Origin of the sequence: uncultured Kordia sp. (genome assembly GCF_947489565.1) — a bacterium.
Classification (GTDB): Bacteria; Bacteroidota; Bacteroidia; order Flavobacteriales; family Flavobacteriaceae; genus Kordia.
In genome coordinates this window covers 114,238-140,105 of the sequence record NZ_CANLEA010000010.1, presented here as the reverse complement: position 1 = coordinate 140,105, position 25,868 = coordinate 114,238, and the positions used below count along the sequence as shown (strand labels likewise).

The 25,868-nt window shown below is 34.3% G+C and carries 24 protein-coding genes; 10 read left to right on the top strand and 14 right to left on the bottom strand.

Annotated elements, in window-relative coordinates; translation table 11 throughout:
- Nucleotides 1–4 precede the first annotated feature (4 nt).
- From Q0845_RS15010 to Q0845_RS14960, 11 genes are all read right to left on the bottom strand, one after another.
- A complete protein-coding gene (locus tag Q0845_RS15010; RefSeq protein ID WP_298514791.1) occupies nt 5–2,476 on the bottom strand; it encodes a glycoside hydrolase family 2 protein in 2,472 nt (823 codons plus the stop codon).
- Entirely contained in the window at nt 2,469–3,689 is a 1,221-nt protein-coding gene (locus Q0845_RS15005) for a PNGase F N-terminal domain-containing protein (protein WP_298514790.1), read from the bottom strand. Before Q0845_RS15005 ends, Q0845_RS15010 begins: the two co-directional genes overlap by 8 nt.
- Nucleotides 3,686–4,411: a copper homeostasis protein CutC gene (locus tag Q0845_RS15000; protein ID WP_298514789.1), complete on the bottom strand. Its 726-nt coding sequence runs from the start codon at nt 4,409–4,411 to the stop codon at nt 3,686–3,688. Before Q0845_RS15000 ends, Q0845_RS15005 begins: the two co-directional genes overlap by 4 nt.
- A gap of 299 nt (nt 4,412–4,710) precedes the next feature.
- A complete protein-coding gene (locus tag Q0845_RS14995) occupies nt 4,711–5,199 on the bottom strand; it encodes a hypothetical protein (RefSeq protein WP_298514788.1) in 489 nt (162 codons plus the stop codon).
- A gap of 41 nt (nt 5,200–5,240) precedes the next feature.
- Nucleotides 5,241–5,939, bottom strand: coding sequence for a hypothetical protein (locus tag Q0845_RS14990; RefSeq protein ID WP_298514787.1), 699 nt, complete (start codon nt 5,937–5,939; stop codon nt 5,241–5,243).
- 124 nt (nt 5,940–6,063) lie between these two features.
- Nucleotides 6,064–6,801, bottom strand: coding sequence for a DUF6000 family protein (locus tag Q0845_RS14985; protein ID WP_298514786.1), 738 nt, complete (start codon nt 6,799–6,801; stop codon nt 6,064–6,066).
- A gap of 107 nt (nt 6,802–6,908) precedes the next feature.
- Nucleotides 6,909–7,100: a hypothetical protein gene (locus Q0845_RS14980; RefSeq protein ID WP_298514785.1), complete on the bottom strand. Its 192-nt coding sequence runs from the start codon at nt 7,098–7,100 to the stop codon at nt 6,909–6,911.
- 10 nt (nt 7,101–7,110) lie between these two features.
- On the bottom strand, nt 7,111–7,944 hold the full coding sequence (locus Q0845_RS14975; protein ID WP_298514784.1) for a tetratricopeptide repeat protein: 834 nt from the start codon (nt 7,942–7,944) through the stop codon (nt 7,111–7,113).
- Between the two features lie 84 nt (nt 7,945–8,028).
- A complete protein-coding gene (locus Q0845_RS14970) occupies nt 8,029–8,415 on the bottom strand; it encodes a hypothetical protein (RefSeq protein WP_298514783.1) in 387 nt (128 codons plus the stop codon).
- Between the two features lie 37 nt (nt 8,416–8,452).
- Nucleotides 8,453–8,875, bottom strand: coding sequence for a hypothetical protein (locus Q0845_RS14965; RefSeq protein ID WP_298514781.1), 423 nt, complete (start codon nt 8,873–8,875; stop codon nt 8,453–8,455).
- Between the two features lie 95 nt (nt 8,876–8,970).
- Entirely contained in the window at nt 8,971–11,280 is a 2,310-nt protein-coding gene (locus Q0845_RS14960) for a family 20 glycosylhydrolase (RefSeq protein ID WP_298514778.1), read from the bottom strand.
- A 40-nt stretch (nt 11,281–11,320) separates the two neighbouring features.
- Here Q0845_RS14960 and Q0845_RS14955 point away from each other — a divergent pair, with 40 nt between their 5' ends.
- From Q0845_RS14955 to Q0845_RS14930, 6 genes are all read left to right on the top strand, one after another.
- Nucleotides 11,321–14,254 (top strand): GH92 family glycosyl hydrolase, encoded by a 2,934-nt coding sequence (locus Q0845_RS14955; RefSeq protein ID WP_298514775.1) that lies wholly within the window; start codon nt 11,321–11,323, stop codon nt 14,252–14,254.
- Nucleotides 14,255–14,502: 248 nt separating this feature from the next.
- The gene (locus Q0845_RS14950; protein WP_298514773.1) at nt 14,503–15,516 is read left to right on the top strand and encodes an isoaspartyl peptidase/L-asparaginase family protein; all 1,014 of its coding nucleotides are present in this window, start codon (nt 14,503–14,505) and stop codon (nt 15,514–15,516) included.
- 230 nt (nt 15,517–15,746) lie between these two features.
- Nucleotides 15,747–17,069: a sugar MFS transporter gene (locus Q0845_RS14945; protein WP_298514769.1), complete on the top strand. Its 1,323-nt coding sequence runs from the start codon at nt 15,747–15,749 to the stop codon at nt 17,067–17,069.
- Between the two features lie 71 nt (nt 17,070–17,140).
- A complete protein-coding gene (gene ligA / locus Q0845_RS14940) occupies nt 17,141–19,138 on the top strand; it encodes an NAD-dependent DNA ligase LigA (protein WP_298514767.1) in 1,998 nt (665 codons plus the stop codon).
- Complete coding sequence (locus Q0845_RS14935) at nt 19,139–19,840, top strand: hypothetical protein (protein WP_298514765.1); 702 nt, start codon at nt 19,139–19,141, stop codon at nt 19,838–19,840.
- Nucleotides 19,841–20,149: 309 nt separating this feature from the next.
- Complete coding sequence (locus Q0845_RS14930; protein ID WP_298514762.1) at nt 20,150–20,530, top strand: hypothetical protein; 381 nt, start codon at nt 20,150–20,152, stop codon at nt 20,528–20,530.
- A gap of 12 nt (nt 20,531–20,542) precedes the next feature.
- Here Q0845_RS14930 and Q0845_RS14925 read toward each other — a convergent pair whose 3' ends face one another.
- The gene (locus Q0845_RS14925; protein ID WP_298514759.1) at nt 20,543–20,941 is read right to left on the bottom strand and encodes a DoxX family membrane protein; all 399 of its coding nucleotides are present in this window, start codon (nt 20,939–20,941) and stop codon (nt 20,543–20,545) included.
- Between the two features lie 120 nt (nt 20,942–21,061).
- On the opposite strand from Q0845_RS14925, the gene Q0845_RS14920 reads away from it, so the two are divergent.
- The gene (locus Q0845_RS14920; protein ID WP_298514757.1) at nt 21,062–21,703 is read left to right on the top strand and encodes a hypothetical protein; all 642 of its coding nucleotides are present in this window, start codon (nt 21,062–21,064) and stop codon (nt 21,701–21,703) included.
- Between the two features lie 81 nt (nt 21,704–21,784).
- Nucleotides 21,785–22,456 (top strand): hypothetical protein, encoded by a 672-nt coding sequence (locus Q0845_RS14915; RefSeq protein ID WP_298514755.1) that lies wholly within the window; start codon nt 21,785–21,787, stop codon nt 22,454–22,456.
- A 30-nt stretch (nt 22,457–22,486) separates the two neighbouring features.
- Here Q0845_RS14915 and Q0845_RS14910 read toward each other — a convergent pair whose 3' ends face one another.
- Together Q0845_RS14910 and Q0845_RS14905 are read right to left on the bottom strand one after the other, a co-directional pair.
- Entirely contained in the window at nt 22,487–23,404 is a 918-nt protein-coding gene (locus Q0845_RS14910) for a bifunctional UDP-sugar hydrolase/5'-nucleotidase (protein WP_298514753.1), read from the bottom strand.
- Nucleotides 23,405–23,416: 12 nt separating this feature from the next.
- A complete protein-coding gene (locus Q0845_RS14905) occupies nt 23,417–24,166 on the bottom strand; it encodes a 5'-nucleotidase C-terminal domain-containing protein (protein WP_298514750.1) in 750 nt (249 codons plus the stop codon).
- Between the two features lie 284 nt (nt 24,167–24,450).
- Here Q0845_RS14905 and Q0845_RS14900 point away from each other — a divergent pair, with 284 nt between their 5' ends.
- The gene (locus tag Q0845_RS14900; protein ID WP_298514748.1) at nt 24,451–24,984 is read left to right on the top strand and encodes a hypothetical protein; all 534 of its coding nucleotides are present in this window, start codon (nt 24,451–24,453) and stop codon (nt 24,982–24,984) included.
- The gene (dapA, locus tag Q0845_RS14895) at nt 24,984–25,865 is read left to right on the top strand and encodes a 4-hydroxy-tetrahydrodipicolinate synthase (protein ID WP_298514745.1); all 882 of its coding nucleotides are present in this window, start codon (nt 24,984–24,986) and stop codon (nt 25,863–25,865) included. Before Q0845_RS14900 ends, dapA begins: the two co-directional genes overlap by 1 nt.
- The last annotated feature ends 3 nt before the right edge of the window (nt 25,866–25,868 follow it).

Sequence of the window (25,868 nt, the reverse complement as noted above, 5' to 3'; positions counted from 1 at the left end):
TTTATCAAATACCATTTAAAGTCTTAAACGCTAAGTCATCAATATTGTCCACTTCAGTGGTAAACGTAATCGTAACCGTTTCATTTGGCAATACATCAAAGAAATTGTCTGAAAAATGACCTTTGACTTTTGTATAGAAAAATACATCCTTTTGTAAGGTTTTTGCAGAAACTTCTATGGTAAATCCGCCTTCTGTTTTGGTGACTTTTGTGGTAATATCTTCTGCAGGTAATTTTAAATCTTTTGGTCTAGCCACATAAAATAGGTCGGTAGCTTCTTTAAAAGTTCCTTTCATTACATATGTATTTGTATCTGCTGTGATATCAGAAACAGGCGTTTCAGCAACTAACAGACTCGTATTAGCAGGCAGTTTTATGTCTTTTGAGATTTCGTGAAGTTTATTTCCTTCAAAATCTAAAAAGCTGAGGTTTAATTTTCCTTCCAACGCTTCCAATTTATCAGAAACAATATATGTTTTGATGATATCATCTTTTACAACAGAGGAAATCAATACATCTTCAAAAGACTTTTTGGCTTTGTAATGCAAGGCTTTCCAATTCCCCATAAAATCAATGCTCGACCACGAAACTACAGGCCAACAATCGTTCAATTGCCAGTATAAACTTCCCATACAATATGGCATGGCACGGCGTTCTGCTTCCATTCCCATAGTAATTCCTTTGGCTTGTGTCAATTGACTCATGTATACATAATCATCTCCCGAAGTCGGAACAGGATAATCGCGCCCCATATATTCACGAATCAACTTGAAACCTCTCGGATGCTTCTGATGTGTGATATAGCTATCGTGATTGATACTGATACTGTCCTCGCCTGTAAAAAAGCGAATGGCTTCATACGACGGAAAGGACTGAAACCCGAATTCACTCATAAAACGCGGTATTTTTTCTTCAAAACGTTCAAATGGCACGCCGCCATGCCAAACAGCCCAATCGTGATTATCACCTTCTGTAAAGGATCTTGCATCTCTACGTCCGTAACTCGGTGAACTTTCCCAATACGAAATCGACGGATTGTATTTGGCAACGGTTTCTGGAAGAATTCGGTTAAATACGGTGACATAACTATCCCAAACTTCTTTTTTCTGAGCTTCTGTTTTATCGGTTTGCCAGCCCCAATTATGCCAAGCTTCGTTATTTTCATTGTTTCCACACCAAAGTCCTACCGAAGCATATTTTCGCAAACGCTTCACTTGATCAATGGCTTCTTGTTCTACATTGTCTAAAAAGGCTTTGTCTCCAGGATACATCGCGCAAGCGAACATAAAATCTTGCCAGACTAAGATTCCTTTTTCATCACACAATTCGTAAAAAATATCGTTCTCATAAATTCCGCCGCCCCAAACGCGCAACATGTTCATATTGGCGTCTTTAGTATCGTTCAGTAACTTTTCATAATGCGCATCCGTTACTTTGTCTTGCATGCTGTGTTGCGGAATGTAATTGGCACCTTTCATAAACACTGGAACGCCATTTAATTCAAAATAAAAGGTTTCGCCTGCTTTGTCTTTATTGCGAATTAATTTAATGGTTCGCAAACCAACTTTGGCAGTTTCTTTTCCTTTGATATCATTTCCTTGTTTCAGCGTGACTTCAAATTCATATAAATGTGGTTCGCCTAAATTAAACGTCCACCAACGTTTCGGGTTTTTAATGCGAAGTCGTGTCGCATACGTATGTGTTCCTTTGTAAATAGGCGTTTTGGCTGTATGTGTTGTTTCTCCATAGTTAATTTCGAAAGAAGCATTATCCACATCTTCTTCTGAGGAAATGGTATATTCAACACTTACAGAAGCGAGTGAATCTGTCAATGCTTCTTGTTTAAAATACACATCATCCAATTTCATATTGTTCCACGACGTAATTTTAATAGGTTTCCAAATCCCAGCCGTATTAACAATTGGTCCCCAATCCCAACCGTATTGAAATTGTGCTTTTCTGGTAAAAACACGGATGCCTGGATTTAATAAATAATCGAGTTTTTCCGTTTCTTTTTCTTCATGAATGCTGGTGCTTTGGAATCCAATACGTAAAGAGTTGTCAGCTTTCGCTAGATTTTTAATGTCGAATTTCCATGTTCGGAATGCATTGTCGGTTTTCCCAATCAATGAATCGTTGAGGTAAATACTCGCGTACGTATCCAAACCTTCAAAAGTCAACTCAATATTTGATTTTTGCAATGTTTTTTCGTCAAGATTGAATGTCGTTTGATATTCCCAATCTTTCGTTGGAACCCATTGTACATTCAATTCATTAGAACCAAAAAACGGATCTGGAATTTTGTCATGTGTCAACAAATCTGAATAGATATTTCCCGGAACACTGGCCGTATTCCAAGTCGTATCGGTTTTCTGTTTAAATTCCCAGTTTTGGTGAATATTTGTAATTGTTGGTCGATCGTCTTTAGCACAACTAATGAGTAGAAGTACGAGTAAGAGTGAGAAAAATTTATTCATTGTCATATACGATATAAGCAGAAACCATCCAATAATTATCTTCGCCTTGCTTGGCTTCTTGAGCTTCTGGAATTGAGATTGTGATTGTATGTTTTCCTTGTGAGATATTTTTTAGTGGAATTATTTCGGGTTGAATGTCGCTTCCTGGACACCAATTGGAGCGTGATAAATCGGAAGAAGCAATTTTTTCGCAATCATCTACATCGTCATAAAACTGATTGGCTTTCCAAGTTGCCGAAGTTGGATTGAAACGTCTGAAACTCGCACAATCATCACGCCAAGGAATAAAGGATTTGAGAGTGTTTCCGTCAAGCGAGATTTTATTTTCTTTTTTTACAAATTCATCTCCGCCCGAATGTCCGCCATGACCTGTGGTAATATAATACAGTTTTGCATTGTTGAAGGTAGCTGGCATTTCAAATTCAACATTTACATCAGAACGCGAAAATTCATCATATAATTTCTGACCAGAAGCATACTTTGAAGTATTTACCAACGGAATGACGGTTTGCTGTTTTTTTGTATGATTCGGAATTGTACTTTCTTTAAAATCAAGTGTTGCGGTGATGTTATAGCCTTCTTTAGTCCATGTGTCAATATAAATACCTACATACACTTCATCTTCCAATAAAGGCAATAAGTGTGTTATATTTTGTGACCAGTTAACTTCGTCTTCCCATTTCGGAATGTACACAGGTTTTCTGGCTTTTACGCGTTCATCGTTGGTAAAATGACCTACACCAAAAGGTGTCATAAAACGTAAAAGTTCTACGTTTGGTTCATGTAAAATGCTGTCTTTTTGATAGCTTGTGATGACAGGATAAGTTTGTTTTATTGTTTTGAGATCGAATTTTCCAGTTTCAAAATCAATTAGCGTAAGGTTTGAAGTTTTCGGAATGATAAACATTGAACCCGATTTGTCCCAAGGATCGCCATTTGAGGTCAGTTTCAGATGTACTGTAACTTCAGGTTGTAGTTGGTACTTAGGAAGTTTTACTTTTTTTACCAATACACGACCGGCATCCAATCGTAACATTCCGTTCTCGTCTTCCGTTATATTTTCTTTGAAAGCCATGTTGAAATGTAAATTTTCATTTTCAAAAACATGTATAGAAGTATCACCGATGGCTTCTAATTTTATTTCCGTTTTCTTTTCCGCACAAGCGATCAAAAAGATGATACTAAAGAGACTTATTTTTAGAATGTTTTTCATGAATGAATACGCGCTACTATTTGTTTAATTTTTTCTGTATCTGAAGTCGCCAAATGTGTATCACTTAAAAACTTTTGACTGTTCATGCTAATTTTTGGCGGATGGATAGATTCGTGTAAATTCGTTGCAGAACAGTGAATTTCTTGAAAACGAGCTTCTTTAAAAAGAGAAGCATTTTCAGGATTAATTCCGCCTCCAGGCATCACAATCAAACGATTTTTAACCATTTGTTGTAATTCTTGAAGCAATACAATTCCTTTAGCTGCATTAGAGGCTTGTCCGGAAGTCAATACACGATCGACACCTAAATTTGCGAGCGCTATAATTGCTTCTTTCGGATTTGGCGTCCAATCAAAACCGCGATGAAATGTAAAAGTCATTGGTTTTGAATGTTCAATTAATTCTTGGGTTCGTTCTGTGTCAATTGTAAAATCTTTTTTCAAAATACCAGATACAATGCCTGCACAACCCAATTCTTTACACAATTGAATATTCGTCTTCATCATTTCAAATTCTTCATCCGAATAGGTAAAATCGCCACTTCTAGGACGAATAAGTACATGCACAGGAATGTTGAGGTCTGCCATTACTTTTTTAAGCAATCCAAAGGAAGGCGTAATACCACCAACGGCCAATTCTGAACACAATTCAATACGTTGCGCACCAGCTGTTGCAGCATTCATGGCAGATTGATAAGAGTTTGCACAGATTTCTAAGAGCATACTTTGAAATTATGAAGGTTTAGTTTTAAATATTGAATTCAACTTTAAGTTCTTTTCCAAATATATCATTTAAAAATGTTTTCTGCTTTGCTTAATCTTTCAATTGTTGATATGATTTTAAAATTGTTGAAGTTATATCTGTATTTAAAATGCTTGTTTTTATTCAAAAAAGAGGCGCTTATAAACGATTCTTTGGATGTTTTATAACAGCAAACAGAAAAGTGCATAGGATTGATTTCGTTAGGGGAAGCTAAATGCACAATGAGGAAGAATCTTCCTTAAGTAAAGGGAAGTTGGTTTCATTTTCTATTCCATATGGTTATATCACTAGCGGTGCCGACTACAAAGGAATTTCCAGTATCCGAAAATCCATAACTTCTATCAATCCCATAATGAAAAACAGCTATTTCAATGCTTTCTTTTGTTTTTCTATTTTGGAGATACATGACATCAGCTTTTAATTCTTTTTGTTGCCAATTGGGACGAATTTCACTTTTGATCTCAATGATCCAATGATCTTCTGTTTCTTTTTTTAGAATGTCAGGCGCTTCAAAGCCTCCACATTTGATGTTTTCATTTTTCAGAATTCCGATTCCTTCAACGATTCCCAAATCACTATCCCATTTTTCTGCATAATAATCAAAATGATCTCTGGCTATTTTTTCATCTTTTATACAATCAAATACGCCTCTTCCTTGGCTGGACAATACCATTAACAGATCGGAATTGGGTTTAAAACCTATTTCTCGTAATCCGCCAATTGCCCACATATTCCGTTTTTCCCACATTGTTAATTGATTGTATTTACTGTGTAAAGCTTTATTAACGCTTATTCATTAGGTTTTAGATAGTCGTCTATTCCATTTGAATCAATCACCATCATAGATCGCCAATTCACCAAAACTACATTATACTTGTCCATAAAGGCTTTCATTTCATTTTTAAATGTTTCTAGGTTTTCCCATGAAGATAAGCCGTAAAATCCAAGCGCAGTGACTTTAGAGTTGTTTGTTAGACCATACAAATGAAAACCTGAGATGTCAAAGTATATACCATTAATGACTCTTCCATATTGATCAAAAGACAGACTTCCTGTTTGGAATGAACTGAATGCGTTTTTTAAGTCTTCTATTGCAATTCCTTCATCTAAGGGATTCGGAATTAACTTTCTTACATGTAAGTTCTTAAACGCAGTCATATTTTCGCCAAGATCAACAGATTCATTTTCAATGATCATGTTTATGGAATCAATCTCTTTATCAATAGAATTTTTATACTTAGTATTGATAAACTCAAATTGCCTCCAATCATCTTCAAGAATTTCTAAATCTAAGGAATCTTTGGGTTGCTCATTTGTTCCTGGTAACGTGCTTTCGATAGTAGAGATAGACATCAAAATATCATTAGGATTCATCATCTCAACTTTTCCATTTTCTGTATTGGATTTAGATGTATTGTTATTTGAGTTGCATCCGAAGAAAGCTAGTATTGAAGTCCAAAGAGTCATTGTAATTAGTATTTTTTTCATTCTTTATGTTGATAATCAAAGGTAATATATGTTATACTTTTTACTTTATTTCTTCTTTTAATAATTCAGCAATGATTGGTTTGAAGTTTTTTAGTGTGATATAAAGTGTCGGTTATGATGTGTTTTATACTTTGTTAACGATTGCTTTTATGGTGTTAATTTTCTTTTCTATAAAATTGGTTTTGATGTTATAATCGATATTTTGATCAAAGGTGATTTCTGAGAGTTTTAATTTGGCTTCTTCTGGAATAGCATCGGATTTAAGCAATAATTCATGATTTTCGTACTGTAATTTTTTTCCATTTTCTAAGAATCTTTTCCAAGAGTCCAGATGATTAGCAATGAGGTTTGTATTGTTGAGTTCATCTAAATATTTTACAGCAGAAATAACAGTGTATTGGTCAAAAGCTAATTCAGGATGCAATAGGTAATAATCCAAATACTTGTTCAAATACATGATTGAATCCTTAGTATTAAAATAGCTTAGTGTTACGGCATATTCTCTACCTGCATAGCATACTTCACTTTTTAATAAATGAGTTCCAATGATATCGGTAAATTCCTTTTTATTTTTTATAGAAGAGAAAAAAGATCCCGTTTGTCTCGTTCTCCAATTGAAGTCTCCCAAATTCCTTAATATTACAGCATCGCTAATTTCTGGAGATAGCTTAGAAATGTTGTCAATCCAATCTTCATCAGCTCTATTTAGGTTCATATAAAAAGGCTTGACCCATTTACTGACAAACTCTGGATCAATTTTTTCTGAATTTTTATAGGATTCTAATTCCTGAAAAGGACTTTTATGCCTTACAGTAGCGCCTGCTGTATGTAGCTCAATTTCTCTTTTAGTCTTATCGTCCATTATTTAAAATTTAGCGAAGGTTTATTATATGGCAATGAGAGCAGTAGAAAGCAATAAACTTTCGAGTATGTATAAAGCCAAAACAAAGGTTTTCCTTTTCCTGAATCTCATATCAACTTAAGTATCCCAAAAATCAAAACTGCGATTCCTCCAATTTTAAAAAATGTTCCAAACTTCCTGTACCATTCTTCTTCTTTTTCAGGCTGATTCTTGCCTTTAAAAGGATTGTAAACTTTAAAGCCAATTAAGGTCATCATAACTCCAATCGTAATATTTCCAATTCCTAAAAACAATTCCATTTATACGTTGCTATTTATTCTCTGATATATTATTTAAAACAAATTTAGCCATTTCAATATTACCAAAAGTTGAATTCGTGTCAAAAATTACATCTGTTAACAATGTAGATGCTTCTTTAAAATTCCCTTTCTCATTTAGTACAAGTGCTTTGTTAATCAGCAATATTCCTTTTGTTTCAGAGTCAGGGTTTTGCTCAAGTCCTTTTTCTATAGCATTCAGTCTTTCTTTACCTTCTAAGAAATTTGAATAGTCTTTCCAACCAGGAGCAAAAGAAGGAAACTTGTCCACTAAAAGTTTTAGCATCTCTTTCTTTTCGGCAGGATTCTCTATCCATTCAAGTGTTAAATAAGATTTATACAAACCTTTTTGTAATGCTCCTTGATGTTCAAGTTGTAGTGTATGCAATGCCGTTTTAGAGGTGTAAAATCCTTTGGGAGCTATTTTATCTGTGAGTTCATAATATTTTAAAGCATTTTCATGATCATCTTGAAGCAAATAGGTATATGCTAAATCATAAAGAGGATACGGCCAATTTGGAGCTGCTTTTGTTGCTTGATTTAATTTTTCAATAGCATTTTTATAATCGCCAGTTTGTCCAAGCTGCCTTGCTTGTCTGTGCAAGGATTTTGCGGCATCCGAAACACCTTCAATTCCGTAAATTTCATAATTAAAAGTTCCTGTTGAATTTGCGAGTTCTTCTTTTGAGATTTTATTCCCTTTATCATCGGTAAACTCTATTCTAGAATTACTATGCGATTCCGTTTCTTTTTTAGTTTTTTCTCCAGATTCACAAGAAGATATTAGCCCTAAAGCGATTAAAAATCGGATTATTTTATTTTTCATTTAATTGTGATACGTATTTACTTAATTTTTTAATTGATCTCTTAAGAATCAGTAGTCTCTGAGTATTTTTTTATAATTTCATTTCTATTCGGATACTTTGATAAACTCAACTTCTTTATAGTCTGCTACCAATATCATTCTAGTAGAATTCAAGTATTTTAATTCCACCGTAGAACTGCCAGATAAACCTGTATACTTTAGTTGAAAGCCTTGCTCATATGCAATAACTTCTACAAATGCATGATCATCTAGCACGATGTATTCTCCTTTTTGATCAGATTCTTGCATTTCTGTAAGATGTCCTTTGTCATTTTCAAAGGTATATTCGAATAAAAGTTTGGAATTCGATTTGAGTTTCCAGATTCCACTCAAATGCGATTCCACTTCTTTTGTAGATTCACAACATTTCAAGTGTTGACCAAGTAATGTAAATGGTAATAGGGTTAATATTAGTATCAGTATTTTTTTCATAGAGAGATATATGATTCGTTGCTTTTACTTTTTAAAATCAGAGACTAAATCGAGTCATTGTGATAAAAATTAGGATAAGAGTCAATATTCCAATGATGGTTGTAAATCTTCCTACTTTCTTAGACTTCGTCCAACCAGATAACGCAATCATAGTGGATAACGCAAAAAGTCCAATCATAAAAGTTAACAAGCCAATGGTTCTAGACACTTGAAAATCGTCTATAGAAACATTTTTTATAAACCCACCAGGAGTTGTGGTCATTATAATATTCACCATCGCAAATACAGATACTAAGAAACAACCAGCGGCTAAGGTGGCAGCTTTTAAAATGATATTTGTGAGCCTCTCATTTTTATCTGACACCAATAAATTTGCTACAACTGCAATTGAAAACCCACTCAATAACGAGCATATAAGTAATGTTTGTTTTGCTAATTCATTAAAGTATTCTATAGTCATATTTTATAATTATTATATAAATCTAACACCAAAAATCAAACTACGTAGACTGAAACATCAAGCACTAAATTAAATAGGCTGAGCGGAGTCGAAGTCTACTTTACCACAATCTCATCCAAAAACGTCCATGCTTCGTTGCCCGCGCCTTGTTTTCCATCAGGAATGGTTCCGTAATTTGGAATAAAAATTTCGATATGCTTTGTGGTGATCTCTTCAATTTTGAATGTATGTGAAATGAGTTTGCTATCTGAAGTTTTAACTTGATTGATTTGATGCAACGTTCTGCCATCTTCTTCATTTACATAACTAATGCCGATTTCTGTGGGCGCATAAATCCACTGTCCGTTCGCATTATAAAATCGTGTAGCAATGGAACTAATTTTAGTAGGCTTTTCAAATTCGATGGTAATCGTGACATCTTTTCCCCAGAAACCAAGCCATTCTTTATCGCCATAACGTGTATCGCTTCCTGCAATTCCATTGATCAATCCTGCTTTTCCACTTCCAGCGTATGCTTTATATGGTTCTGGATCGAGCGTAATGTTGGCTCCAACCGCTTTGTGTTTGTTGAATGTCAACGTAAAATCACGTCCTAACTTCTCTTTGTCATCAAAAACCGCAGCTTTCAACACAGTCGATGTTTCAATCGGAATGTACCTTTCATAGGCTGTAGAAGTTAGTGTCGGAGAAGATTCGTCGGTAGTATAACGAATGGTTTTGTTTTTAATGATGGTTTGTAAATCAAACACCATTTTATTATTACGTTTGGCAACTTCACCTTCAATTTCATACAAGTGATTTGCATAGTTTATGTTCATCGCATCCAAACGTTTATGGTAATGCGATAAGCGATACGCAAAGTCTTGATAATCTCTTCGGTATGGATTTGACCAGTTGACTTCCGCCATGGCAATCAATCTCGGAAATGCCATATATTCTACATTTTCGGAAGTTGGAATATATTCCGTCCACACATTTCCTTGCGCACCAAGTACATGCTTTGCTTCTTCAGGACTTAGTTCTTTTGGAATTGGCTTAAAATTATACACTTTTTTCAATGGTAAATATCCTCCAATCGCCAAAGGTTCATCGGAATTGTCAGATTGATAGTAATCAAAATAACAGTGTGATGTTGGTGTCATGATCACATTATGACCAGCTTTTGCTGCTTCAACAGCACCATTTACACCACGCCAAGACATTACAGTTGCATTTGGAGCCAATCCGCCTTCCAAAATTTCGTCCCAACCAATAATCTGTTTTCCTTTGCTATTAATATATTTTTCCATGCGAGCAATGAAGTAACTTTGCAAACCATGTTCGTCTTTTAAATCTTCTTTCTTGATGAGTTCCTGACAGTGTTTACAAGCTTTCCAACGCGTTTTTGGAGCTTCATCACCACCAATATGAATATATTTTCCAGGGAAAAGCGGCATCACTTCATCCAACACATTTTCTAAAAAGGTAAATGTTTCTTCTTTCGGACAATAAATATCTTCAAAAACGCCCCATTTTGTAGCAACTTTTACATTTTCTCCTGTACAACCTAAATTGGGATAAGCGGCAATGGCAGCTTGTGAATGTCCGGGCATTTCAATTTCAGGAATTACCGTTACAAATCGTTGGGAAGCATAATTTACAATGTCTTTGACTTCTTCTTGTGTGTAGAATCCGCCATATTTCTTACCATCAAATTGTTGCGGCGCATCGTTATAATGTCCAATCAACGTTTCATCGCGAAAAGCGGCTACTTCTTGTAATTTTGGATATTGCTTAATTTCAATACGCCAACCTTGATCGTCTGTCAAATGCCAGTGAAAAGTATTCATTTTTAGCTGTGAAAGCAGATCAATGTACTTTTTAATAAAATCTATGGAATAAAAATGACGTGAAACATCCAAATGCATTCCGCGATACGAAAAGCGTGGCGCATCTTTTACAAATGCATTTTGTAGTTGAATTTCTTTGTTTGGAAATGTTTTGTTCTCTATAGTTGGTGGAAAAAATTGACGTAACGTTTGAAATCCATAAAAAGCACCTTGTGTTGTTTTTGCTTTTATTTTAATGGCTGTTGAATCTACAGTCAATTCATATCCTTCATCATGTTTAATAGTTGAATCAAACTCAAATGAAAGGATATTTACACTAGGTTTGCTATGTGCAATGAGTTTATATCCAAGTTTCTCTTCAAAATAATCATTCGCAAAATTTGCAACAGTTGTCAGTTCTGAATCGGAATGAAATGAAACATTTTCATTAAATAAAAAAGTTCCTTTTTCTAAGCCATAATCACTTGGCATTGGTATAATATACGGTCTTTCGGGTGCTTGTAGTTTCGGTTGTGGTTTTGAACAACCAATGAAACAAAGGAAAATTATGAATTTGAAAAAAATATTGCTTCTCATTTTAGTATATTAGTTGCCATAAATCTACGAATCTATTTTAATGAAACTTCAACACATTACCATTTTTGTTGTCATTTCGCTATTTTTTAGCTGTACGAATGACCAAAAAATAGAAATTGCTCAAAAAGATAAAGACTTAATTCATTATGTAAATCCTTTTATTGGAACTGGCGGACATGGACATACCTATCCTGGCGCGACCATGCCGTATGGGATGATGCAACTCAGTCCAGATACACGTTTGGATGGTTGGGATGGCTGTTCGGGCTATCATTATTCAGACGAATACATTTACGGTTTTTCGCATACACATTTAAGTGGAACAGGAGTTTCCGATTATGGAGATATTTTATTAATGCCAACCAATGAAATAAACTTCAATAATGGATCTGATGGAAAAAAAGGCTATCGCGCTCATTTTTCGCATGACAATGAAGTGGCAGAAGCTGGATACTATAAAGTACATTTAGATAGCACAAATATTGATGTGGAATTGACTGTTTCTGAACGAAGCGGAATGCATAAATACACCTTTCCTTCCGCAGAAAATCAAGTTGTGATGTTAGATTTAATACATCGTGATAAAGTATTGGATGCTAAAATTGAAAAAGTTTCTGATACGGAAATTGTAGGCTACCGATTTTCGGAAGCTTGGGCATCAGATCAACGGTTGTTTTATGTGATAAAAACATCGCACCCTTTTGATGATATGTTGCAATCGCCACCAAAACAAGGAATGCCAGGCGCTAGACGATCTGCTTTAAGGTTTAAAAACCCAAATAACGAACCTATTATAATCAAAGTTGGAATTTCAGCAGTTGATGTAGAAGGCGCAAAGAAAAATCTGGAAACAGAAATAGGAGAGAAGTCCTTTGCAGCAATTAAAAAGAAAGCGCAAGACACTTGGGAACAACAATTGGGAAAAATTGTTATTGAAAGTGATGATATAGATTATAAAACCAATTTTTATACGTCATTATATCACACTATGATTGCACCAAACTTGTATCAAGATGTTGACGGACGTTACCGTGATATGGATTTGGAAATTCACGAATCGAAAGAGCATACACATTATACAGTGTTCTCTTTGTGGGATACGTATCGCGCGGCACATCCGTTGTATACAATTATTGAGCAAGATCGCACGAATGATTTCATTAAGACATTTATTAAGAAATATGAATCAGGCGGCATTATGCCAATTTGGGATTTATCGGCAAATTATACAGGTTGTATGATTGGATATCACGCCGTTCCTGTGATTGCTGATGCATATATGAAAGGCATTCGCGATTATGATGTAGAAAAAGCTTTTGAAGCGATGAAGCACAGTGCTACACGTGATAAATTAGGATTGGATTATTATAAAGAGTTAGGTTATATTCCTGTTGAAAAAGAATCAGAATCGGTTTCTAAAACCTTAGAATACGCATATGACGATTGGACGATTGCGGAAATGGCAAAAGCAATGGGAAAAACGGAAGCGTATGAAACGTTTATAAAACGAGCACAATTTTATAAGAATGTATTTGATCCAGAAACGCAATTTATGCGTGGACGTTTTAGAAATACATGGTTTGCACCTTTTGATCCGTATGAAGTAAACTTTAATTATACGGAAGCCAACTCTTGGCAATACAGTTTTTATGTGCCGCAAGATGTTTCTGGCTTTATTGAACTATTAGGAGGAAAAGACAAGTTAGAAGCACAATTAGACAAATTATTCACTGCAAAACAAGAAACTTCTGGAAGAAATCAAGCAGATATTACAGGATTAATTGGTCAATATGCACATGGAAACGAACCGAGTCATCATATGGCATATTTGTATAACTTCATCAATAAACCTGCAAAAACACAAGAATACGTACATCAAATATTGACAACATTGTACAAAAACGAACCTGACGGCGTTTCTGGAAATGAAGATTGTGGACAAATGAGCGCGTGGTATGTGTTGAGTAGCTTAGGATTTTACTCGGTGACACCAGGAAACAACGAATATATTATTGGAACGCCATTGTTTGATAAAGCTACGATCAATTTGGAAAATGGAAAGACGTTTACGATTATTGCGAATAATATTTCGAAAGAAAATAAATATATCAAATCGGCAACATTGAACGGAAAGAATCATTCCAAAACATTCATCAATCATCAAGATATTATGAATGGCGGAAGTTTAGTGTTTGAAATGACAAATACGGCAACCGATTGGGGAACTCAAGATGAGAATATTCCGGTAACGGAAATTACGGAACATACAATTGTGCCGCCACCATTTATTGCGAAAGGTGATATTGCGTTTAAAGGAGAAACAGAAGTGACATTGCAATCTGTAGATAAGAATGCTAAAATCTACTATCAATTGGATAAAAGTAATGTACAAGAATATACAAAACCATTCACTATTTCGGAAGCTTCACAATTGAGAGTTTACGCAGAAAAAGATGGAAAAAAGAGTGTAGAAATTACAACAGATTTCTTCAAGATTGATCCAAATTTAAAGATTGAATTAGGAACTGAATATGCCAATCAATATAATGCCGGTGGACAAAATGCATTGATTGATGGAATTTTAGGAACCGAAGATTTTCGTACAGGAACATGGCAAGGATATTTTGATAAAGATTTAATTGCGACAGTCGATTTAGGAAGTGTGAAAGATATCTATTATGTAAATCTTAACTTTTTACAAGATCAAAAATCATGGATCTTTTTACCAACAGAAGTTGAATTCTTGGTTTCTAAAGACGGAAAGAAGTTTACGAGTGTTCAAAAATTAGTTCATGAAAAACCAAGACCTACTGAAAAACCACATGTTCATAAAATAGGCGCTGCATTTAACACGAAAAAGGCGCGTTATGTAAAAATAGTTGCCAAAAAATTAGGCGTATTGCCTGAATGGCATTTGGGTTACAAACACGATGGACGTTCGTGGTTATTTGTAGATGAAATTGAAGTTAAATAATAGTTCAACGGCAAGCAAAATATAAAAAGATGTCAAATCGAGCACAGTCGAGATTCTTTGAAAATAGATATGTATAGATTACTTCTCGACTGCGCTCGAAGTGACAATACTGTTTTTTGAGCTCATGAATTAGAAAATACCGTTCTCAAATTAAATAGTATCAAAAGAAGCAAAAATACGATTGACTGTTTTACATTTTATTCATTTAATTTGAAAATCGTGAAAAGCAGTGTTTAAAATTACACACGATGAAAAGAAGAAAGTTTATTCAAAATGCTGCTTTAACAGGTTTAGGCTTAACAGTTGGAACCACATTGGCTGCTTGTGCAGATGATAAAAAAGGAACTGAAAAAGTTGCCGGCACGACTGTAAATACGAATTCAAAACCTGTCATTCCAATGGTGATTGCTACTTGGAATGTACCGAATGCCACAGCGAAGGCGTGGGAAGTATTGCAAGCAGGAAAATCGGCTTTAGATGCGGTAGAGCAAGGTGTCATGATTGAAGAAGCAGATGTAAACAATCAATCTGTGGGAAAAGGCGGTTTGCCCGATAGAGATGGAAATGTAACGTTGGATGCGTGCATTATGAATAAAGAAGGAGATTATGGCGCTGTTGTGTGTATTGAAAATATAAAACATCCAATTTCGGTTGCCCGAAAAGTGATGGAAGATACGCCACATGTATTGTTGGCAGGAAATGGAGCAAAACAATTTGCGATTGAAAGTGGTTTTGAACCAGAAAATCTATTGACAGAAGCTTCTAAAAAAGCATGGGAGGAATGGAAAGTGAAATCGGAATACAAACCGATCATCAATGTGGAAAACCATGATACCATTGGAATGTTAGCGATTGATAAAAACGGAGACATTTCTGGAGCGTGTACCACAAGCGGATTGTCTTATAAGATGCAAGGTCGTGTTGGAGATTCGGCCATTATAGGTTCTGGATTGTTTATAGATAATGAAATTGGAGGTGCCACCGCTACAGGAATGGGAGAAGAGGTTTTAAAAACAGTAGGAAGTTTTCTTATTGTAGAACTGATGCGACAAGGAAAATCGCCACAAGAAGCCTGTGAAGAAGCAGTAAAACGTGTCATAAAGAAAAGTCCAAATTACAAGGATTTTCAAGTAGGTTATATTGCGGTCAACAAAAAAGGAGAAACGGGCGCGTATTGCATCCATGAGTGGTTCAATTATACCACGTATCAAAACAACGAAAACAAAAATCACAAAGCGGATTTTTATCATAAAACGAAGTAGAAACTTAAAATGTAAAACTCTAAATTTAAAATGTAAAAGTATCGTAATTGATAGCTCGTTAAGAATTGAAAAGTGATAAGTTATGTAAAAGTAAACTAACAAATCCACAAAAAAACGAATAACAAAAACGAAATTGAATAGTTTAATAGCTTACATTTTGATTTAGAAAGTATCGTAAACACATAATAACCAACCAACAACTAGAAACTAACAACAAAAACACACCAAATATGTCAACCAACAAATCGTACAAAAGTGCTTTTATATTTCTAACGACTTTATTCTTCCTTTGGGGATTTATTACCGTATTGGTCGATAGTTTAGTACCAAGATTAAAAGATGTGTTTGAAATGACATATGCTAAAACGGTGTTAGTGCAATCTGCCTTTTTCATAGCTTTTTTCGTTGTTTCAATACCAGCAAGTATCATTTTATCTCGGATTGGTTATAAAAAAGGAATCATTTTAGGTTTAGCTATTATGTCAGTAGGATGTTTATTATTTTATCCTGCTGCTGAATACAGAATATTTTCAGTCTTTTTAATAGGATATTTTACTGTTGCAGCTGGAATTACCGTATTACAAGTAGCCGCCAATCCGTATGTAGCTTTGTTAGGTTCTGAAGATGGCGCATCGAGTCGTTTGAACTTGTCACAAGCATTTAACTCATTAGGAACTACATTAGCTCCAGTTGTGGGTGCTTTATATTTATTGAGTGATAGTGTAAAAACTTCGGATGAAATAGAAGCATTAAGCGAACTAGATAAAAAAGCATATTATATTGCAGAAGCTTCAACGGTGCAAACTCCTTTTTTGTTAATTGCTGGATTGATAGCGCTTTTAGCCTTGGCTTTTTTCTTTATCAAACTACCAAAAATAATGGAAGAGAGTCCAAAAGATGGCTATTTAACTCTGCTAAAAAACAAAGTAATGTTAATGGGTGCTTTGGGAATTTTTGTCTATGTAGGTGCCGAAGTTGCTATAGGAAGTTTTATGGTAAATTATTTTGACAGTATGAATTTGGGAGCTACGGTAGCTGCTAATGATACGATGATGAGCATTGCAAATACAATTGCTGATGTTTTTGGAAAAGATTTTGATGGAAAAGATCCGAAATCATTATTAGGAGTATTTATAATATTTTATTGGGGCGGCGCAATGATTGGTCGTTTTGTAGGTGCGTATTTAACTAAAATAATGGCGCCCGGAAGAGTATTAAGTATTTTTGCAATACTAGCAATTTCTATGATTACGATTTCAATTACGACAACAGGACTCCTATCTATGTGGTCTATGTTAGCGGTAGGACTGTTTAACTCAATTATGTTCCCAACAATATTTACCTTAAGCTTAGAAGGTTTAGGGAAATTAAAAGCACAAGCTTCAGGATTGTTGTGTATGTCTATTGTTGGTGGAGCTGTAATTCCATTTATTATAGGTTCTTTAATTGATACTGTAGGTTTCAAACTTGCATTTATCTTAGCAATGGTTTGTTATGCATATATCATGTATTATGGGTATACCAAGCGAAAAAAGTCTGTAGTTGCAGGATAATCTAACGTAATATTATTGTTCCGAAAGTATAGTTTGTTATATTTGTTATATACACAATATCACAAGACTACATGAGTAATATTCAAGAGAAGTTAAACGCTTTGCGCGATGAATTACGCGAACACAATCACAATTATTACGTATTAGATAACGCTACTATTTCTGACTATGAGTTTGATATGAAACTCAAGGAATTACAGGAATTGGAAGCGAAACATCCCGAATTTCACGATCCGAATTCGCCAACGTTACGTGTTGGTGGACAAATCACGAAGAATTTCAATACCATTGCACATGAATACCGCATGTATTCGTTGGACAATTCGTATTCGAAAGAAGATTTGTTGGATTGGGAAAAACGTATTGAAAAGATTCTAGGTGTTGAGAATGTGGAATATACCTGTGAGTTAAAGTACGATGGTGCTTCAATGAATTTGACATACGAAAATGGAAAACTAATTAAAGCAGTCACGCGTGGCGATGGTTTTCAAGGAGATGAAGTGACCAACAATATCAAAACTATTAAAACGGTTCCGTTGCGTCTTAAAGGTGATTTCCCTCCAAAGTTTGACATTCGAGGCGAGATCATTCTTCCGCTTGACGGATTTAAAAAAATGAACGAAGAACGTGTTGCTAATGGAGAAGATCCATATATGAATCCTCGAAATACAGCTTCTGGAAGTTTAAAATTACAAGACAGTAGCGAAGTGGCAAAACGTCCGTTAGAATGTCTCTTATACAATATAAAAGGCGAAAGATTGCCAATTACCACACAATTTGAAAGCTTAGAGAAAGCACGCGATTGGGGATTTAAAGTGCCTACAGTCGCAAAAGTGGCTAAAAATGTTGACGAAATCCTAGAGTTTGTAAATTATTGGGAACACAATCGTCACGAGTTAGCCTATGAGATTGATGGCGTTGTTATTAAAGTCAATAATCTACGTTATCAAGAAGAGCTTGGATATACGTCAAAGGCACCACGCTGGGCGATGGCGTATAAATTCAAAGCAGAACAAGTAGCTACAATTTTAAACGAAATTACCTATCAAGTTGGCCGTACTGGAGCCATTACGCCGGTCGCAAATTTGGAACCAGTTTTACTCGCAGGAACAACTGTAAAGCGCGCATCCTTGCATAATGCAGATCAAATTGCTAAATTAGACATACGAGAACGAGATACTGTCTTTGTAGAAAAAGGTGGAGAAATCATCCCGAAAATCGTTGGTGTGAATTTTGAAGCACGTCCAAACGATTCTACGGAAACTGTATATGCAACGCATTGTCCCGAATGTAATACAGCATTAGAACGAAAAGAAGGAGAAGCGCAACATTACTGTCCAAATGTAACTGGTTGTACACCACAAATTGTGGGAAGAATTCAGCATTACATTTCGCGTAAAGCGATGGATATTGATGGTTTAGGAGGCGAAACAGTGGCTTTATTGGTGAAAGAAAATCTGATAACGAATTATGCAGATTTATACGATTTAACCAAAGAACAAATCATTCCGCTAGAGCGTATGGCAGAAAAAAGTGCAGAAAACTTAGTCAATGGAATTGAAGCCTCGAAACAAATTCCGTTTGAACGTGTTTTATATGCACTGGGAATTAGATATGTAGGTGAAACAGTAGCTAAAAAATTGGCAAAACACTACAAATCTATCGATGCACTTATGGACGCTTCGTCGGAAGATTTAGTGAACGTCGACGAAATAGGAGTGAAGATCGCCGAAAGTGTGGCGTTATTCTTCGAAGAAGAAGCTAATTTGCAAACAGTTACGCGTTTAAAAGAATACGGCGTGAAATTGGAATTCTCGGCAGAACAGTTAGAAGGCCTTACCGAAACATTATTAGGAAAGTCTTTTGTTGTTTCTGGAGTATTTGAAAAAGTATCGCGTAATGAATTAAAAAAACTCATAGAAAACAATGGAGGAAAAGTATCTTCTTCCATTTCTTCTAAAACTTCGTACGTAGTTGCTGGTGACAAAATGGGACCTAGCAAACGTGAGAAAGCAGAAAAGTTAAACATCACAATATTAACCGAAGATGAGTTTTTGAATATGATATAAATGATTTTAACTAAACCGACACATTTAGCTTTTATTGTTACAGCAGTGACAACAATACTAGTATCTATATTTTTGGAGAAGTTTAGTTTGATTTATGCGCAACCATTTACGGTATTTACAATACTAATCATATATTTTACGGAGAAAAAAGAACCTACAAGCGTTTTATACTTACTCTCGCAAATTATAGGATTAGCAGGTGGTATATTGTTGATATTAGGATTGCGCGATCATTTAAAAGCGGTTTCTATATTATTTTCATTGTTTTATATCATATACCTTCGATTGATGTATGTGCGTAATGTGATGAAGCGTACAGAACTTCGAACGTATTTTTATGTCTTTTTAATTTCAATTCCGGTATTATATATTTATTACAACGTCATTCAAACCATTTCTTCTGAGCTCAAAGACGTAGTGATTTACTTTAGTTTCTTAATGTTTTTTATGTTGAGTTACATCATTACTGCTTTGTATTATTACCTAAAAGATAAGTCTCCAACCAACCTTTGGATGCTCATTGCTGCAGTTAATCTAGGATTTATGAATATTATCATAGGTTTGAACGAATTGTACATGTACGAAACCTTTTTTACCGTAATTGTTGTATTTTGTAGTTTATGTATACAGTTTTTTGTATTAAAATTTATGTTACATGATAGTAGTCAAGATGATGACGATATGTTGAATATAATGAGTTAAATGAAGTATACCAAGCCGACATATATTGCATTCTTTATAACCGCTTTTATATCATTGTTGGTTGCTCTTTTATTTGAAAAGAGCGATTTGCTATTTGTATATCCACTTACATTCGTTTCTATTTTTGTGGTGTATATGACTGAAAAAAAGAAACCAACAAGTATTTTGTTTGTACTAGCGCTTATTTTTGGGCTTTCCAGTGGAATTTATTTAATTCTAGGGTTTGGGGAATATGTTAAAGAGGTATCCATTTTAGTTTCAATATTCTATATAATATATCTCCGATTGATGTATTTGAAAAATGAAAAGATGAAAACAACAACCAAAATGTACATCTGGTTGATTGTAATATTTCTCCCTGTATTATATATTTATGATAGAGTTATCTGTTTGATATATCCTGAAATAGAAGAGGATTTTGTGTATTTTGCTATTATGGCTTTCTTGATGTTAGGCTACATTATGGCAGCATTGTACTATTACTTAAGAAACAAAAATCAATCAAATTTATGGATGTTAATTACGGCTGTTAACTTAGGTATTATGAATATCATTATTACTATTAATGAACTGTATGTGTACGAAACTATGTTTACCGTAATTGCGGTTTTTTGCAGTCACTTTGTATTATATTTTTCATTCAAATTTATGATTGAAGATGAAAAAAATACCTTAACAGATATTGTCTGATCATTTAAAACTCTATTGAAACTTCTTTCCAATAAATGGAATCTCTTTGCGTTGTAGCCAAAGTGTAACAGCGCTTAAAACAAATACAACAATCGCGGTTATAAACAAAACACCTCCATCAGGCTCTCCTTCAAAAGGAACTTCAATTCCTAATTTGGTTAAATGCATCATAATTGCACCTCCAATAATTCCTAAAGTTAAGGTAGCGCCTATCCAAGCCGTTTTTGGAATAACGATTAAAATTCCAGCGATTAATTCGGCAATTCCTATTCCAATACGTCCAAAAGGTTCTAAACCTACTTCTTCAAAAATGGCAACACTATCAGGATGTGCCGTTAATTTAAATCGTAATGTTTGTATCAAAATGACAGCAACTGCCAAGCGTATAATAAATGGAATATATTTTTTCATGTTGTTGGTTTTTAATGACTTTGTAGTCGATAAGTAGAAATAGAGCTTACAAAAAATAGGAAAGATTTAATTTCTGTAAAATATTTTGTACCTTAAAAATCACTTTAGAATTATTGCTGAATGTCTAAACAAAAACCCCTAACATACCTTTTTGTCCTTCTGTCTATTTTGAATGCATTAGGAATTATATTTCCCGAAGTTATTGATAAAAAATTGGTGACATTTTTGCCATTTCCCGTATTGATTTTACTGTACCTTTTTTCTGTGAAAAAGGTGAATATACTTTATTTTATATCCTTACTAGCTACGTTTTGCGGCATTGTTTTATTTAATACCGCATCCTATTTTGAACCTTCACTTATCTTTTATGCAATTGGTGTGTGTTTGTATGTTGTAATTGTATTAAAAACAGCGGTTGTAATATCCATGCGGAGTATTTTAATGACTACCATTCCTTTTTTAATTGTATACTTGGTGCCGCTATTTTATTATTATGATAGTGTACAAACTGATATATTTAACTACATCATGTTTTATGTGTTTTTTGTAGGCTTATTTTTCTTTGTTTCTGGACTTGTATATGTGAATCAACGAAACACAAAGAACTTATGGCTTCTTAACTCAGGAATTGTGTTCTTAATTTCTACTGTCATTCATGGGTATTATATTTTTTCTGAAAAATTAGTCAGCATAAGAGTTGCCATCGTTTTTACATTTCTCTTTATGCATTATGCAATGTATAGATATATAATTACGAAATAAGAACAGGAGATTCCGTTTTAACTGCTTGAAAATAAAAAAGTATAGGAATTTTATCTAGAAATAAGTTACTTTGTATCGTTAATGAAAAAGATTGCTTCGCTTTTAATTGCGCTACTTGCATGCATTGCTTTTGTAGACATTTTATGGTTATTTTTTCCTGATTATATATCTCGGAAATATGCCATAGTACTGACGATTCCGATAATTACCATTTGCTATTTTTTGTATGTTGAGGTGAAGAACATATTGTACTTACTAGCCTTGATCGCTTTTTTGGTTGCAGATTATTATTTTTTCATAGAAAAAAGTCTAGCAAACGGAATTATAAGTAGTGGAGTTGCCTTGTCTATATATGGAGTTATCGTACTGAAGCAAGCGCATTATATTTCTACCCGTAGATTACTTGTTACGACCATTCCATTTTTAGCAATTTATATGTTGCCTTTTATCCTTTTTGTAGATAGAATTAGTGACGAAATTTTTGGAGAAGTGATATTTTACTCCTTTGCGATTGGATACTTCTCATTCATGTCTACCATGACGTACATAAGCAGCAGAAATCTAGTTACTAAAAAACTGGTGCTTGCAGGCTTGTCCACCGCATTCATGGGAATTCTATTTGGAACCTATTTGTTTATTGAAAGAAAACCTATATATACAGTAATCTCAAATGCACTTTTTATATTTTCTCATTATAAAATGTGGCAATACATTATCATTAAGGATACTGAAGAAATCCAGCAAGAAGTATAGTGATTTTTTATTTTTACTAAATGCTAAATGCTAAACGATAATTGATTTTCCGTTGGCAATTACATTTTTCTCATCATCAAAATAAAAATCAACTCTTCCCACATAAACACCATACGCACCAACTTGGTTTACTAAGACAGATTCGCCTTTGCTATTTTTTTCAATGGTTGGTTTTTGTAAAAATGTATGTGTATGTCCGCCAATAATCAAATCGATATCTTTGGTAGCACGTGCCAATTTTAAATCTGATGGACGCTCAGGATTTCTCTTGTAATTGTAACCAATATGAGAGAGACAAATTACCAAATCGCACTTTTCTTCTTCTTTTAAGATACGACTTATGTCTTGCGCAGATTCAATTGGATCATTGTACACAGTTTCTTTGTACATACGCTTATCAACCAAACCTCCTAATTTTACACCAAGACCAAAAATTCCAATCTTAATACCATCTTTTACAAAAATCTTATACGGTTTTACATGTGTATCTAAAACGGTATTTTTAAAGTCATAATTGGCAGAAACAAATTCAAAATTTGCATTTGGTAACTGCGCAAACAATCCGTCGATACCATTGTCAAAATCATGATTTCCGATTGTTGCCAAATCGTACTTCATCATGCTCATAAGCTTAAATTCCAATTCGCCACCATAATAATTAAAATATGGAGTTCCTTGAAAAATATCACCAGCATCTAACAACAATGTATTAGGATTTTCTTTTCTGATGTTTGCGATCAAACTCGCTCTACGCGCAGCGCCACCTTGATTCGGATTTCTTGGATGATTGGCTCCAAAAGGATCAATATGACTATGAACGTCATTGGTATGTAAAATTGTAATGTGTTTCTTTGCTGTATTCGCTGTAAAACTCTGTAATGACAAACCTCCTAAGGTCACAAAAGCACTAGTAGCCAACGAATTTTGTATAAAATCTCTTCTTTTCATTTCTTAGTTGAGTTATTGTTGAATAAATCTGCCATCAAGTTGTGCAGGAATGGTGTCAACAGTTTTAAAATAATCAATCATTGCATTTCTAATCTTATAATCTAAAACCTCTAAAGTTTCCGGATTTTTCAAGAAATTCATACGATCACCACCATTTTGTAAATAATCGGAAGTAACAACCGTATAGGTTTTTCCATCTTCAATAGGTTTCCCATTGACCAAAGCTTCTGTTACTTTTAAATCTTTATCGAGTTTAACAGTTAGACCAGAAATTGGATGTGCACGTTTTGCTTTTGCCAAATATGCCACCATATTATGTACATTTTCAGCAGTCAATTCGGCCACAACAATCGAGTTTTCAAAAGGCATTACATTAAAAGCCGTTCTTGTTTTAATAGGTCCAGCAGGAATTGGCGCACGAATTCCACCGTGATTCAACAAACAAATATCAATAGATTTTCCAGTTCGTTTTTTATACACAGGTTCGCTTTGCGATTTTACCAAATCGGCCATTAAATTTCCAATCGTAGTTTCTAGTTCGCCATCATTCTTGTGCATGTCTTTTGGAGCATAACTCAACACTTTATTCATATCTTCTTCGATACGCTCGCGAAAAGGTTTGATAAAATCTTCAATTTCTTGATTGGCAGTTAAGGAATCGTTGATGTTGATACGTTTTCCTTCAATCTTGGAAATGGACTGTTTTTCTTGGGAACAAGAAATTGCTATAAAAACAACAAGCAGCGCAATAATTTTTCTCATAAACTTTAAATATGCGGCAAATTATAAAAAATAGCAGATACAAGCGTTGTCAACTACACTAAATAATTGTAAAAACATACACTTTTTTTGTGATTACTTGCTCAAAATGGACGTTCGTTGTTAAAAAATGACGCTTATGAAATATTTTTTTTCATCTAAGAAACTCCTTGTAACTTCGTGTATAATCAATGTTCATGAGGAAGAACATAATTCGTTTTATTTTAATAAAAGAGAGATGCATATACATACGTGCATCTCTTTTTTTGTGGAAAAAGAGTATTTTTGTGCAATATCAATTCGCATACATGTTTTTAAAAGGATTACAACATAAATCAGCTAAGAAAGTACTTACGAAAAAGCTAAACAAAACCACTACAAAGGAAGTGAGTGGACAACCAATTCAAACTGTTGGTATTATTGTAAACGCTGACGTAACAGAAGATTTTCAGCATATTGCTAAAAGTTTACAACTCAATGTAGCAATAGATGTGATGTGTTATCATAAAACCTTTCAAAAAGCACGCGAAGTAAAATATCCTGTTTTTTATGAAAAAGACATTGGTTGGAAAGGAAAAGCAAAAACAACAGCATTAGCAGAATTTTTAGACAAACCTTACGATTTATTGATCAGTTATTACAGTGATGATATTTTACCATTGCAATTAGCGTCAGGTTTACAAAAGGCAAATTTTAAAATTGGAATTGCCGGATGCAGTCAAGAAATTCACGATGTTATCATTCAAACCAAAGAAAACGAATTGAAAATATTTGCAAAAGAATTACACACATATTTACACATACTAAATAAATTACAATAATGAAGAAATTCATAGGAACTGGAGTTGCCTTAGTGACACCTTTTAACAAAGACACTTCAGTAGATACGATTGCATTGGTCAACATTGTTGAGCATGTAATTGAAGGCGGAATAGAATATTTGGTGGTTTTAGGAACTACCGCAGAAAGTGCCGTTTTAACCACAGAAGAAAAACAGTTGGTTATCGATACTGTCGTAAAAGCAAATAATAAACGTTTGCCAATGATTTTAGGTATTGGAGGAAACAATACTGCTGCCGTTGTAGATGAATTAAAAAACACCGATTTACAGGATTTTGATGCGGTATTATCCGTTTCTCCATATTATAATAAACCTACTCAAGAAGGAATTTATCAGCATTTTAAAGCTGTGGCTGAAGCAAGTCCAAAACCAATAGTTGTATATAATGTTCCTGGGCGAACAGCAAGCAATATATTGCCAGAAACAATTATTAGACTCGCGAATGATTTTAAAAATATCATTGCTGTAAAAGAAGCAGCAGGCGATATTGTTCAAGCAATGCGATTGCTAAAAGATGCTCCAGAAGATTTCTTGGTAATTTCGGGAGACGATATGATTACCTTGCCTATGGTAAATGCTGGTGGAGCAGGTGTTATTTCAGTGATAGGACAAGGGTACGCTAAAGAATTTTCGGAAATGGTGCGTTTGGGCTTGGCAGGAAATATTAAAGCTGCCAATGAATTGCATTATCAATTGATGCCAGCCATTGATTATATTTTTGAAGAAGGAAATCCCGCAGGAATCAAAGCTGTATTTGAAAAATTGAACCTATCAACAGCTACGGTTCGTTTGCCTTTGATAGAAGCTTCGGAAGCACTCAAAGAAAAGTTGCATAATTTTACAGATGCATTATATGCTTAAAGA

What these genes read in the sequence shown, in the direction of transcription:
- Q0845_RS14980 (WP_298514785.1), bottom strand. Translation starts at nt 7,100, where the DNA reads ATGGAATTGTTTTTAGGAATTGGAAATATTACGATTGGAGTTATGATG.
- Q0845_RS14915 (WP_298514755.1), top strand. Translation starts at nt 21,785, where the DNA reads ATGAAAAAGATTGCTTCGCTTTTAATTGCGCTACTTGCATGCATTGCT.
- ligA (WP_298514767.1), top strand. Translation starts at nt 17,141, where the DNA reads ATGAGTAATATTCAAGAGAAGTTAAACGCTTTGCGCGATGAATTACGC.
- Q0845_RS14990 (WP_298514787.1), bottom strand. Translation starts at nt 5,939, where the DNA reads ATGAAAAAAATACTAATTACAATGACTCTTTGGACTTCAATACTAGCT.
- Q0845_RS14950 (WP_298514773.1), top strand. Translation starts at nt 14,503, where the DNA reads ATGAAAAGAAGAAAGTTTATTCAAAATGCTGCTTTAACAGGTTTAGGC.
- Q0845_RS14965 (WP_298514781.1), bottom strand. Translation starts at nt 8,875, where the DNA reads ATGACTATAGAATACTTTAATGAATTAGCAAAACAAACATTACTTATA.
- Q0845_RS14955 (WP_298514775.1), top strand. Translation starts at nt 11,321, where the DNA reads ATGAAACTTCAACACATTACCATTTTTGTTGTCATTTCGCTATTTTTT.
- Q0845_RS14995 (WP_298514788.1), bottom strand. Translation starts at nt 5,199, where the DNA reads ATGTGGGAAAAACGGAATATGTGGGCAATTGGCGGATTACGAGAAATA.
- Q0845_RS14925 (WP_298514759.1), bottom strand. Translation starts at nt 20,941, where the DNA reads ATGAAAAAATATATTCCATTTATTATACGCTTGGCAGTTGCTGTCATT.
- Q0845_RS15005 (WP_298514790.1), bottom strand. Translation starts at nt 3,689, where the DNA reads ATGAAAAACATTCTAAAAATAAGTCTCTTTAGTATCATCTTTTTGATC.
- Q0845_RS14945 (WP_298514769.1), top strand. Translation starts at nt 15,747, where the DNA reads ATGTCAACCAACAAATCGTACAAAAGTGCTTTTATATTTCTAACGACT.
- Q0845_RS14935 (WP_298514765.1), top strand. Translation starts at nt 19,139, where the DNA reads ATGATTTTAACTAAACCGACACATTTAGCTTTTATTGTTACAGCAGTG.
- Q0845_RS14930 (WP_298514762.1), top strand. Translation starts at nt 20,150, where the DNA reads ATGAAAACAACAACCAAAATGTACATCTGGTTGATTGTAATATTTCTC.
- Q0845_RS14975 (WP_298514784.1), bottom strand. Translation starts at nt 7,944, where the DNA reads ATGAAAAATAAAATAATCCGATTTTTAATCGCTTTAGGGCTAATATCT.
- Q0845_RS15000 (WP_298514789.1), bottom strand. Translation starts at nt 4,411, where the DNA reads ATGCTCTTAGAAATCTGTGCAAACTCTTATCAATCTGCCATGAATGCT.
- Q0845_RS14910 (WP_298514753.1), bottom strand. Translation starts at nt 23,404, where the DNA reads ATGAAAAGAAGAGATTTTATACAAAATTCGTTGGCTACTAGTGCTTTT.
- Q0845_RS14920 (WP_298514757.1), top strand. Translation starts at nt 21,062, where the DNA reads ATGTCTAAACAAAAACCCCTAACATACCTTTTTGTCCTTCTGTCTATT.
- Q0845_RS14970 (WP_298514783.1), bottom strand. Translation starts at nt 8,415, where the DNA reads ATGAAAAAAATACTGATACTAATATTAACCCTATTACCATTTACATTA.
- Q0845_RS14960 (WP_298514778.1), bottom strand. Translation starts at nt 11,280, where the DNA reads ATGAGAAGCAATATTTTTTTCAAATTCATAATTTTCCTTTGTTTCATT.
- dapA (WP_298514745.1), top strand. Translation starts at nt 24,984, where the DNA reads ATGAAGAAATTCATAGGAACTGGAGTTGCCTTAGTGACACCTTTTAAC.
- Q0845_RS14985 (WP_298514786.1), bottom strand. Translation starts at nt 6,801, where the DNA reads ATGGACGATAAGACTAAAAGAGAAATTGAGCTACATACAGCAGGCGCT.
- Q0845_RS15010 (WP_298514791.1), bottom strand. Translation starts at nt 2,476, where the DNA reads ATGAATAAATTTTTCTCACTCTTACTCGTACTTCTACTCATTAGTTGT.
- Q0845_RS14905 (WP_298514750.1), bottom strand. Translation starts at nt 24,166, where the DNA reads ATGAGAAAAATTATTGCGCTGCTTGTTGTTTTTATAGCAATTTCTTGT.